Raw genomic sequence first — 12925 nt, forward strand, 5'->3', positions numbered from 1 at the left:
AAGGTATGTATTTAGTAGTTGGACTAGGAAACCCAGGAGATAAGTATGATAAAACAAGGCATAATGTTGGCTTTGATATAGTTGACTTATGTCAGGATAAGTATAATTTTCAACTTAATAGGACAAAATTTAAAGGTATATATGGTGAGGTCATAATAAGTGGAGAAAAGGTATTATTTTTAAAACCTCAAACCTATATGAACTTAAGTGGGGAAAGCGTTAGGGAGGTTTGTGATTTTTATAAGATACCTAACGAAAAAATAATAGTAATTTATGATGATATAAGTTTAGAACCAGGATCTCTTCGAATCAGAGGAAAGGGAAGTGCTGGTGGTCATAATGGAATTAAAAACATTATAATGCATCTATCAACAGATGTATTTCCAAGAATTAAGATAGGAGTTGGACAACCGAAAGATGGGTTAATTCCTTTTGTTCTTGGGAGATTTTCAAAAGAGGAAAGAGAAGTTGTAGAGTTGGCTTTTAAGGCAGCTGTAGATGCTGTAGAAGTCATTATAAAAGAAGGTGCCTCTGGAGCTATGAATAAATTTAATAGCTTTAAGGCATAAAATTCGCTATAGATATAATTTTATTTAAATACGTATGAAAGTTTAATCTTCTTTAGATTTAAAATTACACAAGGGTTAAGTGTAATTTTAATAGTTTAAGATAGATGGAATTTTGAGAGGTGGTAAGTTTTGAGGCTAAAGGGTATAATGACACCCCTGAAATTAAGCGAACAATTTAAAAGTATTTCTAAGGCCATAGACAATAGTAAGTATCCTATTGGAGTTTATGGTCTTTCTGAGTCTGCAAAAAGTTATCTTTTATATGGGGTTTATGAAGAAATAAATAATAAAATGCTGATAGTTACTCATAGTGACGTTGAAGCTAAAAATATATATGAAGATTTATTATTTTATGTAAATGATGTGTATTACTTTCCTACTAAAGAGGTAGTGTTTTACAACATAGATGCTATTTCTGGTGACTTGCGATGGGAAAGGTTAAAAGTAATTAAAAAGATGCTAGAAGAAGGAAAGAAAATAATTGTAACCTCTATAGAAGCCTTAGCGGCTACCTATGCACCAGTAGAATTATTTATTAACCATAGTTTTAAGATTACAGTGGGAGATGTGCTAAATATAAGAGAATTCTCTCAAAAGCTAATAGAAAGTGGTTATGAAAGAAATGAAGTGGTGGATACCAAGGGTCAATTTTCTATAAGAGGTGGAATCCTTGATATATACCCTCCTACAAGTGGACTTCCTTTTAGGCTTGAGCTTTTTGATGATGAGATAGATTCCATTAGGACATTTAACACCGATACACAAAGAAGTATAGAAAAGGTAGAGAGTATTGATGTTTTTCCGGCCAAGGAAGTTATTTTAACAAACAAGCACATAGATAAGGCATATAAAGAAATTACTGAAAATTTCAATGCTGCAATAGAAGGCTTTAAGAAGAAAAAAGATAAGGAAGCTATTAATAGATTAACTTCTAGTATTAATAATAATTTAGAACTTTTAAGAGAGACTTGGTCCTTTGAAACTATAGATAGTTATCTGCCCTATTTTTATGAAAAGACTTCTACTATCTTCGATTATATGAAGAATTGTTTTGTGGTGGTAGATGATGTTCAACGATGTGTTGGAAAACTTGAAAGTGTTTATTTTGAGTTTAGTGAAAACTATGAAAATTTCTTAAAAAGAGGTAATATTCTTCCAAGGCAAGGAGAGCTGTTGATACCTAAAGAAGGTGTTATGGGGGATTTAAGTGAAAGAAAAGTTATGGTTCTTGAGGCATTCACAAAAACTGCAAAATATTTAGAACCAAGAACAATTGCTCCTTTTTCACAAATTACTATTCATGATTATCATGGACAACTTGATTTACTTATTGATGATATTAAGGATAAGAAGTCAAAGAATTATAAGACTATTATTCTTTCGGGGACAAGGACAAGAGGAGAAAGGCTCATTGAGACTCTTAGAGATAGAGGGATTGAGGCCACCTATAGAGATATAATACCAAATATGGAATATGGAGAGGTCGTTGTAACCTTCGGTAATGCGTCAAAGGGGTTTGAATATCCAGAGCTTAAAGTTTGTATTATATCTGACAATGAGGTCTTTGGGCAATCTAAGAGAAAGTCCACAAGAAGAGGAAATAAAAAAGGTGTCGGCAAGATTAAGAGTTTTACAGAGTTAAAACTAGGAGATTATGTAGTACATGTTAATCACGGAATAGGTGTATATAAGGGTATCAAACAACTAGATGTACAAGGGCATAAGAAAGATTTCTTGGAGTTATCCTACAATTCAGGGGATACACTTTATGTTCCAGCAGAACAGCTTGATATGGTGCAAAAATATATTGGAAGTGAAGGCAAAGCACCGAAGGTTAACAAACTTGGTGGAAGTGAATGGATTAAAGCTAAAAACAAGGTAAAAAAATCCATTGAGGATATTGCAGAGGACTTAGTTAAGTTATATGCAATTCGTGCAACTTTAAAAGGATATAAATATTCTGAAGATACAGTTTGGCAAAATCAGTTCGAAGAGGAATTTCCTTATGATGAGACTCCAGACCAATTAACATCCATTGAAGAGATTAAAAAAGATATGGAGAGTAATAAGCCTATGGATAGGCTCCTTTGTGGTGATGTAGGCTATGGAAAAACAGAGGTGGCTATAAGAGCTGCATTCAAGTGTGTCATGGATAGTAAACAGGTTGCTATGTTAGTTCCAACTACAATTCTAGCAGAGCAACATTATAAGAATATGAAAAAGAGATTTTCAGATTTTCCAGTAAGTGTAGAAATGGTGAGTAGATTTAGAACTCCTGCGCAAATTAAGGCTACTTTAAAGTCGTTAAAAGAGGGAAATGTTGATATTCTAATTGGAACTCATAGGATTTTACAGAAGGATGTAGTATTTAAAGATTTAGGGCTTTTAGTTATTGATGAGGAGCAGAGATTTGGTGTTACCCATAAAGAAAAGATAAAAGACTTTAAGAAGAACATAGATGTACTTACTCTTTCAGCTACACCAATTCCTAGAACCTTGCATATGTCCTTAACTGGAGTTAGAGATATAAGTGTTATTGAAACTCCTCCTGAGGAAAGATACCCAGTACAAACCTATGTAGTAGAGTTTAATGATCAACTTATGAGAGATGCCATAATGAGAGAGCTTAATCGGGATGGACAGGTTTTCTTTGTATATAATAGAGTGGAAACTATAAGTGATATGGCAAGTTATCTTTCAAAGCTAGTTCCTGAAGCTAAAGTTGCTGTAGCTCATGGTCAAATGACGGAAAGGGAGCTAGAAAAAATCATATTAGAGTTTATTGATAAAAAGTATGATTTATTAGTTTGCACCACTATCATAGAAACAGGGATAGATATACAAAATGCTAATACTATGATAATTTATGATGCTGACAAAATGGGGCTTTCTCAGCTTTATCAGTTAAGAGGAAGGGTTGGTAGAACGAACAGAATCGCCTATGCATATTTTACTTATATGAAGGATAAAGTACTAACTGAAGTAGCTGAAAAGAGGCTTAAGGCTATAAAGGATTTTACGGAACTTGGATCAGGATTTAAAATCGCAATGAGAGACTTAGAAATAAGAGGTGCAGGTAATATTATGGGATCTGCTCAGTCTGGGCATATGGCTACAGTGGGATATGATTTGTATTGTAGAATGCTTGAGGATGCGGTAAGACTTATTAAAGGTGATGTTGATAAGGAACCTATTGAAACTACTGTGGAAATCAAAATTGATGCATATATACCAAGTAGTTATATCAAGGATGAAACGCAAAAGATTGAGATATATAAAAAGATTGCATCCATTGATTCTTATGAATATATGTTAGAACTTCAAGAAGAAGTAGAAGATAGATTTTCAGATATACCTAATACTGTATACAACCTTATGAATATAGCCTATTTAAGAACAATTGCTAGAGAAATTGGAGTAATCGAAATTAAAGAGATTGGAAGCGAAATTCTTATTACCTTCCAGAATAAGGGCTACTTGTCTCCAGAACTTGCAAGATTTATATTGCAAAAATATAAAAAAGAAATAATCTTTAAAATGGGCGATAAGCCTGCCCTTGGCTATAAGTTTAAAGGGATAAAAAGAGAAATCTTGTTAAAATCTCTAATTGAGGTTTTGCAGGATATGAAGACTGTTATAAAAGGTGATACAAAATAATTCTATATATGTTCATGAATTATTCATTTACCTGTCACTATACTGCCACAGTATATAATTACAATAATAAAGAGCTAAGATAGTTACTTTGCAGTTAAACTAATATTTAAAGGTAATTTGAATAGCGCTATTATCAATAATAGCAAATTCAGAGTCTAAAATATTGTTAAATGCGCCCTTCTTTGCATTTAATAATATTTTGGACGAATGAGACTCTTAACCTATAAAGGTAAGGGATGAAGTCTCCTTCTAGAGATGATTAAATAAAGTCAGTTTATTGATTATCTAACAATATATTTCAATACTAGATAATTTGTGTTAAAATAAATAAATATAATGATCAAAAAGAATTAAAGTCTTTTTATTACTTAAGCTAAAAAATGGTCTAAGGCTAATCAAATTATACCGAAATGGGGGAAGAAAATTGAGAAACGTTAAAAAGGTTATAGCTGGAATGTTAATAACGGCAATGTCCATATCTATAGTAGGTTGTGGAATAGTAGAGAAAACAGAAGAAGGCGTAAACAAAACCGTAGTGGCTAAAGTTTATAATACTAAAATCACAAGAGGAGAAGTTGACGCTCAGCTCACTCCAGTTATTGAAAATGTAAAAGCTCAATATGGTGAAAATTATGCAGAGAATGAAGAAGCGAAACAATATTTACTAGAACAGAGAACCAGTATACTAGATACAATGGTTAATGATGTGATTTTAAATAAAAAGGCTGAAGAACTAAAGGTTATGCCTTCAGATGCAGAACTAAATGAAAAAATTCAAAAGGAACTTGCTGATATAAAAGCTTCTTTTGATAGTGATGAACAATATAAAGAAGCATTGAAGCAAGCAGGTATGACAGAAGAAGGTTTACTTAAAGAGTTAAAGCCAGCAGTTATTTCAAATGCTGTATATGAAGAAAGTGTTAAAACTGCTGCAGTAACTGATGAAGAAATTAAGCAGGATTATGATTCAAACCAGACTAAATATACAGAGAAACCAAATAAAATTAACCCAGCACATATATTGGTTCCAACAGAAGAAGAAGCTAAAGCAATCATTGAGAGATTAAACAATGGTGAAGACTTTGCAGCTCTTGCAAAAGAGAAAGGAACTGACGGAACAAAAGATATAGGTGGAGATTTAGGCTGGATTGATTACAATACTACTCAATATGATAGAACCTTTATGTTAGCTGCAATTAGCGTACCAAAAGGCGAGTACACAAAAATGCCAATACAAACAACTTTTGGTTATCATGTTATTAAAGCTTTAGATAAAGAGGAGTACCCAGTTAAGAAATTTGAGGATGTTAAGGAAGAAATTAAGGCTTCATTACTTGAACAAAAAAAATATCAAGTATGGCAAGATACTATGACAAAATGGCAAGAAGAAGCAAATATAAAAGTGTATGAAGATAAATTAAAATAATACTAAAGAGTCTTGATTTTATCAGGGCTCTTTTTTTATGGTAATAATATGGTAAAACTATGGTAAAAATAAATGCACTTGTAGAATATTTAATTAAACTTTTACTGGTGTGTATAAAATTTCAAATAAAGAAGGATAATAATAGCACTAGTATATAAAATTAGTTAGTTAAGGAGGAATTAGCATATGAAGGCAACTGGTATTGTAAGACGTATAGATGATTTAGGACGTGTCGTAATTCCAAAAGAAATAAGAAGAACCCTTAGAATAAGAGAGGGAGATCCTCTTGAAATATTTACAGATAGAGAAGGTGGAGTAATTCTTAAAAAGTATTCACCTATAGAAGAACTAAGTGAATTTTCTAAGGAATATACTGAAGCATTACAACAAACTATAGGACATATAGTAATTGTAGCTGATAGAGATAGTATTATCTCTATAAGTGGAGCTCCTAAGAAAGAGTATTTAGAAAGAAAAGTGAGTTCTGATTTAGAAAAAGCAATGACAGGACGTAAGGCTGTCATATTAGGAGAGGGATCTGAAAAGGCTATAGCTCTTTATAGCGATGAGGATGAAACTGTTTATAACTCACAAGTTATAGCACCTATAATGGCAGGAGGAGATGCTATTGGAGCTGTAATTATAGTTTCTAAAGAAAATAATGTGAAGTTTGGAGATTTAGAACTAAAATTAGCTGAAACAGCATCTGCATTCCTAGGAAAACAGATGGAAGAATAATGGTGTGGCGTATCCACGCCATTATTTTTGTTCTCCTTTTGCATTATTGACTTAAATTCATTTTAATAATCATTTTTGTTATATGACACTGAAGAAATAGTTAAAGAAGTTTTTTTATTTTGTATAAGGTGGATAACAGAACCTATTATAATTTTTGTTATAAATATGCTTTGTTCATGAAGTATAAAAAACACAAAAGAATAATATCATGCTATTTTTAAAAATAACATGATATTTAGGCTCAAAAGTACCATAATCTTATAAAAAGTAATAAACCCCCATAAAGTTAAATATTTATTATAGAGAAATTATTTATGGGGGGAATTTATGAAGAGACAATCTTTGATAAAAGGCACCATGGTTTTAGGTGCAGCAACTATATTTGCGAGATTTTTAGGGTTATTTTTTAGAATACCTTTACAAGGATTAATTGGGGATCAGGGAATGGGATATTATCAAATGTCGTATCCGCTTTATATGACTTTTGTAGCTCTTGCTTCTGGAGTGCCTATTGCAATGTCTAAGATTATTTCTGAGTTCAATGCAAAAAATGATGTACATGCTATAAAGCAAGTTCTTAGAGAAACACTTATGATTATGATTCCTATAGGAGTGATTGCTTCGGTTCTAATGTTAGGTTTTTCTAAGCAGTTGGTAACATTACTGAAGTGGGATTTCAGATCCTATTATTCTTTTGTAATTATTTCTATTGCGCCAGTTTTTGTTTGTATTATTTGTACATTAAGAGGATTTTTTCAAGGATTACAAAATATGACTTATACTGGAATATCCCAAATTGTAGAACAAATAGGAAGAGTAGTCTTTGGAGTACTTTTTGCTTACTTATTATTACCTAAAGGTATAGAATATGCTGCAGGTGGGGCAGCTTTGGGAACAGTGATTGGTGGATGTTTTGGAAGTATTTATCTTGCAATTAATTATTTTAAAAATAAGAAACAGTTTCCAAGGATTAATGGCAAAAAGAGAAAAAGTATGATTCCAATTATAGGTCAAGCAGCTCTTCCTGTGTCAATAGCTGCTGCAGTAGGCACAATAATGGCTTTAATTGATTCTATTGTGGTACCTCAAAGACTTTTGACTGCAGGATATTCGCTTGAAGAGAGTGCGGTGCTTTATGGACAACTTACAGGGAAGGCAGTAACTCTTCAAAATATACCTCTTGCTGTGTCAATGGCATTATGCGCATCCCTTGTGCCTATAGTTGCTGAAGCTTATTCTTTATATAGGGCTAAAGAATTAGATAGACGTGTACAAATGGTGTTCAAGCTTTCTTTTATTATTGGAATACCATGCTTTTTGGGCCTATACTTTTTAGCTAAGCCTATAATGGCCCTTGTATTTATGGGAGATGTAGCAGGATATAACATACTAAAATATTTATCTATATCAATTCCGTTTATAATTATTACTCAGACTACCTCATCATTACTTCAAAGTTGTGGTAGATATGCAAAACCAGTATATTATTTAGCTATAGGATGCATTGTTAAAGTTATATTATCCTATGTACTTGTAGCTGAAACTTCGGTAAATATCTATGGGGCGGTAATTGGAACGATATTTGGTTATGTAACTACAGCAGTGCTTAATTATATAGAAGTAAGAAAGGTGTTAAGGGTTAAATTGAATTTATATGAGGTTCTAATAAAGCCGATGTTTGCCTCTCTAGTTATGATAATAGCTGTTGTATTTAGCTATAATAATGTCTATAATTATACAATGAGTAATGGGATTTCTTGCTTAATTTCTATATTATTAGGAGTTTTAGTATTTTTGTTATTAGTTATAATACTAAGAATTTTCAACATAGAGGATATTAGGGGGAAATTTATGAAAAGCTAACATTAAATTAAATGGTAAAACATAGGAAGTAAAACTGTAAATGTAATAGATATAACCACAACTGCAAGAGATGAATGTTCTATTTTTCAGCAGATATAAGGTTTTTTCTAGTAAGCGTTAAGAGATTAAAATCCAGCCTTTGAAGTGGTTGTACAAAATCAATTTACACAATGTTTAATACAAACTGATAAAGTAAGGAGTGTTGCCAATGATTAAAATAGTAGGATTGGGTCCAGGAGCAACGGATGCACTAACTATAGGAACTTTAGAACTTTTAAAGTCATCAAGCAAAGTGCTTTTAAGAACAGAAAAGCATCCAAATGTAGAGTATTTAAAGTCTTTAGGGATAGTATTTGAAACCTATGATTCTTTCTATGAAAAATATGATTCATTTGATGAGGTTTATGGTGCTATTTCGCAAGATATTTTAGAAAAACACAGAAATAGTGCGGATTTGGTCTATGCTGTGCCAGGACATCCATTGGTAGCAGAAAAGTCTGTAAATCTTTTAATAAAGCTCTGTGAAGAAAGCAATATAGAAACAGAAATACTGCCAGCAGTAAGTTTCATTGATGCTGTAATGGAAAGTCTTAAATTAGACCCTATAGAAGGAATTAAGATAATTGATGCTTTTGATATAAAAAATCAAGTTATGGATAAAAGAGTAGGCCTTATTATAACTCAGGTATACAATAATCTTATAGCTTCGGAAATAAAACTTGCTCTTTTAGAGTATTATAACGAAAATACAGATATCTATTTTGTAAGAGCAGCAGGAGTTAAGAATCTTGAGAGCATCAGAAAGATTAAGCTCTATGATTTAGATAGACAAGAGGATATTGATTATTTAACTTCCATTTATATTCCAAAGGATATGAATAATACTGTAGATTTTTATGATCTTCTAAGGGTTATGGAAAGGCTAAGGGGAGAAGATGGTTGTCCTTGGGATTTTGAACAAACTCATGAATCCTTAAGAAGATATCTTATTGAAGAATGCTATGAGGTTCTAGAAGCTATAGATGAAAAGGATGATACAAAACTTATTGAGGAACTTGGAGATGTACTTCTTCAGATAGTATTCCATGCTGAAATTGGTAAAGAAGAAGGTTATTTTAATATAAATGATATAATTAAGGGTATTACGGAAAAAATGATATTAAGGCACCCACATGTATTTGGTGATGTGAAGGTTAATAGTAGTGATGAGGTTTTATTAAACTGGGAAGATATCAAGGTTAAAGAAAAAAACTTTCAAAGTTATACGGATACCTTAAAGCATGTGCCTAAAAACTTTCCTGGGCTTATAAGAGCAGAAAAAGTTCAACGTAAGGCTGCAAAAGTTGGATTTGATTGGGCTGATGTACTTCCAGCTATGGAAAAGGTTTCAGAAGAACTTCAAGAGATAAAAGATGTATATAAAACCCATAATGTGGTAAAAATTCAAGAAGAAGTAGGAGATTTAATTTTTGCAACAGTAAATGTTGCTAGACTTCTTGACATTGACCCAGAATTTGCAGTAAATTATACTATAGATAAATTTATCAAGCGTTTCCAATTTATAGAGGAATCTGCCATTAAGAAAGGGTTGGATTTAAAAGATATGACCCTTGAAGAAATGGATCAACTATGGAATGAAGCAAAAAATGTTTAAATTAGAAAAAAATTGTTAAAACTATAGTTGAAAAAAAGGATTTTTCAATTAATCGAAGAATATGCTAGTAGATATTCTATGTGCTAATTGTTAAAATAAAAATATTTTAACATAGCCGCTAACATTAAGGAGGTACCATCGTGAACAAAGCAGAATTAGTAACAAGCATGGCTGAAAAATCAGGCCTAACTAAAAAAGAGACAGAAGCATTTTTAAAAGCATTTATAGACAGTGTTGAAGAAGCTTTAGGAAATGGTGAGAAAGTTCAATTAGTAGGATTCGGAACTTTCGAAACTAGAGAAAGAGCTGCTAGAACTGGAAGAAACCCAAGAACTAAAGAAGAAATACAAATCCCTGCTTCTAAAGCTCCAGTTTTCAAAGCAGGAAAAGAGTTTAAAGACATCGTTAACAAATAGTCTTAAATTTTAAAAAAGCCTGGATTTCTATCTAGGTTTTTTTTCTTACTTTAATTTAATTCGTATAATGATAGTATTAAACATAATATATTTTAAGATGATGAAAAGCTAAGGATTGATTTGAATTAAAAGATAACAGAATCATGCGGTTGTATGATAGATTTTAAAATCTCAGACTAACTTTTAATAATAGCTGTAGCTTTATATAAAACAAATTTTCGAATAATTAAGTTTTCTTCCGTAGTTCTAAAAAGCTTAAATTTAAATAATATAAATATTGAACTTTAGTGAGGTGAAAGAAATGAGATTAGATAAATATTTAAAGGTTTCAAGAATAATAAAAAGAAGAACTGTAGCAAAAGAAGTTTGTGAAAGTGGAAGAGTATCTATAAATGGTAAAACTGCTAAGGCGGGGACTGTTGTGAATGAAGAAGATATTATTGAAATTCAATTTGCTAAACAAACTTTGAAAGCAAAAATAATTAATATAGCTGCTCATGTTACTAAAGAGGATGCAAAGAGCATGTATGAGATTATTTCAGGAGAAGAAGATACAGAATAGGAATAAATTTATCCTCCAAGCATATATTTTTTATAAGAAAGTGTAATGTACTTGAGAATGCAAATTTTGTGAGGAGGATACCATGGAGCAAAGCAAAGAAGTTAAGGTTGAAAATAAAAGAAGTTTTTTATCTTTAGAAAATAGAAAAAAAATGAATCTTGATGGAGTTACTGAAATAGTAAGCTTTAATGATGAACAGATTTTATTAAAAACTGTTCTAGGGAATATGGACATTAGAGGTGAGGAATTAAAAATGAACAAGTTGGACGTGCAAAATGGGGATGTAGTAATAAGTGGTAATATAACCTATATAGTATACACTTCAGAGGAAAAGAAGCAAAGAAAACATAATGGCATAATTGCTAGATTGTTCAGGTAAAGTAATTATGATTTTTTCCATGCCCCAACAAGTAAATTTGTTTGTTTTTAGTTTGTTAAGTGGAATATTAATTGGAGTGCTATTTGATATTTATAGAACTATAAGAGGATTTGAAAGTCTAAATAAGCTTATTTCTGCTATAGAAGATGTGTTATTTTGGATTTTAACAGGGATTGTTATCTTTATATTTATGATGTACACAAGCTATGCATATATGAGTTTTAATGTGTTTGTTTATATTGGCATAGGATTATTTTTATATCTAAAGGCTATAAGCAAATTTTTTGTTAAGACTCTGCATAATTTTTTATTATTTATATTTAAGGTGATTAGGGTAACATTTTATGTGATATCCTACCCTATAAGAGCATGTTTTTATAAAATACTTAGAAAAAGTTAAAAATAATAGCATAAATAACTTGAACAAAAGTTAAATTCAAATTAAAATATAATTATGAGTTTAACAATCTGTAATAAGTTGGCTCATTCATTTGAAAGGATGAGTGATGAAATGAAGAAGATAAAAAAGAAAAACTTATTATTAATGTTAATTGGAGCATATATTTGTTTTACTCTCGTAAATCAGCAAATTATTATGCAGAGACAAAAAACTGAGTTAAAAAAGTACACTGTGGAGCTTGAAAAAACAAAAGAGGAAAATATGAAGTTGCAGGATGAAGTTAAGCTTTCTCAAAGCTTAAAGTATATTGAAAAATTAGCAAGAGAAAAGTTAGGTCTAGTGAAAGAAGGAGAAACTCCTGTAATTGATAACAGTGGGACTAAATAAAGTTATTTTGATAGATTAGTAAGTTATTGCTAACTATATCATTATATAAATAAATTTATAAATCATCTATATTTAAGGAGGAGTCTTTTTAATATGACCTTAAAGGCTGGAATTATTGTTGAAGGTAAAGTGGTAAATATCACAAATTTTGGTGCTTTTGTTGAAGTGGAAGGCAAAACTGGTTTAGTTCACATTTCTGAAGTATCAGACGTTTTTGTTAAAAATGTTAGAGACCATTTAAAAGAGGAAGATGTAGTTAAAGTAAAAATTATATCTGTAGATGATAATGGTAAAATGAGCTTATCCATAAAACAAGCAGGTGTTCCTAAAAAATCCGTAAAACCAGTGGAAATTGATTGGGATAAGGAGAAATCTAAAACTACCACAGGAAACTTTGAGGATAGAATGTCAAAGTTCTTGAAGGATAGTGAAGAAAGATTTCAAGATCTTAAAAAGCACCAAGACGGAAAAGGTCGTGGATATAGTAAAAAGGGTTCAAGTTACTAAAAGTAATTTTGATATAAAAGAGTGCTATTAGGGCACTCTTTTAAACTTTTTTAATAACATTTTAGAAGCATGAAGCACCATGCTTTTGATTAAATAAAATGAGTTTTTGTATTTTGGTGAAAATCATAGAGTTGTACTTTAAAAGAACTTAGATGAGAGCTAGAGCACTTTCTAAAAGCAAGTTGAACGGAGAGGTTTCATCACTAATTTTAAAATCACAATAAGACTAATATAAAAAATGAAAAAATGTGTTGACATACAAACCACTATGACTTATAATAAATATTGTCGCTGAGATGTGACAGCAATACAAAATATGCTGGAGTGGCGGAACTGGCAGACGCACAGGACTTAAAATCCTGCGGTG

At 31.2% G+C, this 12925-nt stretch carries 12 protein-coding genes; all 12 read left to right on the plus strand.

Annotated elements, in window-relative coordinates:
- Positions 1-5 precede the first annotated feature (5 nt).
- Complete coding sequence (gene pth, locus RR409_RS04455; RefSeq protein WP_332556532.1) at positions 6-569, plus strand: aminoacyl-tRNA hydrolase; 564 nt, start codon at positions 6-8, stop codon at positions 567-569.
- A 129-nt stretch (positions 570-698) separates the two neighbouring features.
- Positions 699-4226 carry a transcription-repair coupling factor gene (mfd, locus tag RR409_RS04460; protein WP_332556521.1) on the plus strand — a complete coding sequence of 1176 codons (3528 nt, stop codon included), beginning with the start codon at positions 699-701 and terminating at the stop codon, positions 4224-4226.
- A 424-nt stretch (positions 4227-4650) separates the two neighbouring features.
- Positions 4651-5652, plus strand: a complete 1002-nt coding sequence (locus RR409_RS04465) for a peptidylprolyl isomerase (protein WP_332556522.1) — start codon at positions 4651-4653, stop codon at positions 5650-5652.
- A gap of 186 nt (positions 5653-5838) precedes the next feature.
- Positions 5839-6390: a stage V sporulation protein T gene (gene spoVT, locus RR409_RS04470; protein WP_332556523.1), complete on the plus strand. Its 552-nt coding sequence runs from the start codon at positions 5839-5841 to the stop codon at positions 6388-6390.
- A gap of 327 nt (positions 6391-6717) precedes the next feature.
- Complete coding sequence (locus RR409_RS04475; protein WP_332556524.1) at positions 6718-8253, plus strand: polysaccharide biosynthesis protein; 1536 nt, start codon at positions 6718-6720, stop codon at positions 8251-8253.
- A 208-nt stretch (positions 8254-8461) separates the two neighbouring features.
- Positions 8462-9907: a nucleoside triphosphate pyrophosphohydrolase gene (gene mazG / locus RR409_RS04480; RefSeq protein ID WP_332556525.1), complete on the plus strand. Its 1446-nt coding sequence runs from the start codon at positions 8462-8464 to the stop codon at positions 9905-9907.
- 140 nt (positions 9908-10047) lie between these two features.
- Positions 10048-10323, plus strand: coding sequence for an HU family DNA-binding protein (locus RR409_RS04485; RefSeq protein ID WP_332556526.1), 276 nt, complete (start codon positions 10048-10050; stop codon positions 10321-10323).
- Positions 10324-10624: 301 nt separating this feature from the next.
- Positions 10625-10885, plus strand: coding sequence for an RNA-binding S4 domain-containing protein (locus tag RR409_RS04490; protein WP_332556527.1), 261 nt, complete (start codon positions 10625-10627; stop codon positions 10883-10885).
- 82 nt (positions 10886-10967) lie between these two features.
- Positions 10968-11264, plus strand: coding sequence for a sporulation protein YabP (gene yabP, locus RR409_RS04495; protein ID WP_332556528.1), 297 nt, complete (start codon positions 10968-10970; stop codon positions 11262-11264).
- A gap of 19 nt (positions 11265-11283) precedes the next feature.
- Positions 11284-11664: a spore cortex biosynthesis protein YabQ gene (yabQ, locus tag RR409_RS04500; RefSeq protein WP_332556533.1), complete on the plus strand. Its 381-nt coding sequence runs from the start codon at positions 11284-11286 to the stop codon at positions 11662-11664.
- 111 nt (positions 11665-11775) lie between these two features.
- Positions 11776-12051 carry a septum formation initiator family protein gene (locus tag RR409_RS04505; protein WP_332556529.1) on the plus strand — a complete coding sequence of 92 codons (276 nt, stop codon included), beginning with the start codon at positions 11776-11778 and terminating at the stop codon, positions 12049-12051.
- A gap of 93 nt (positions 12052-12144) precedes the next feature.
- Complete coding sequence (locus tag RR409_RS04510) at positions 12145-12558, plus strand: S1 domain-containing RNA-binding protein (RefSeq protein WP_332556530.1); 414 nt, start codon at positions 12145-12147, stop codon at positions 12556-12558.
- Positions 12559-12925 lie beyond the last annotated feature (367 nt).

The sequence above is a fragment of the Clostridium sp. genome (genome assembly GCF_036642255.1).
Classification (GTDB): Bacteria; Bacillota; Clostridia; order Clostridiales; family Clostridiaceae; genus Clostridium_J.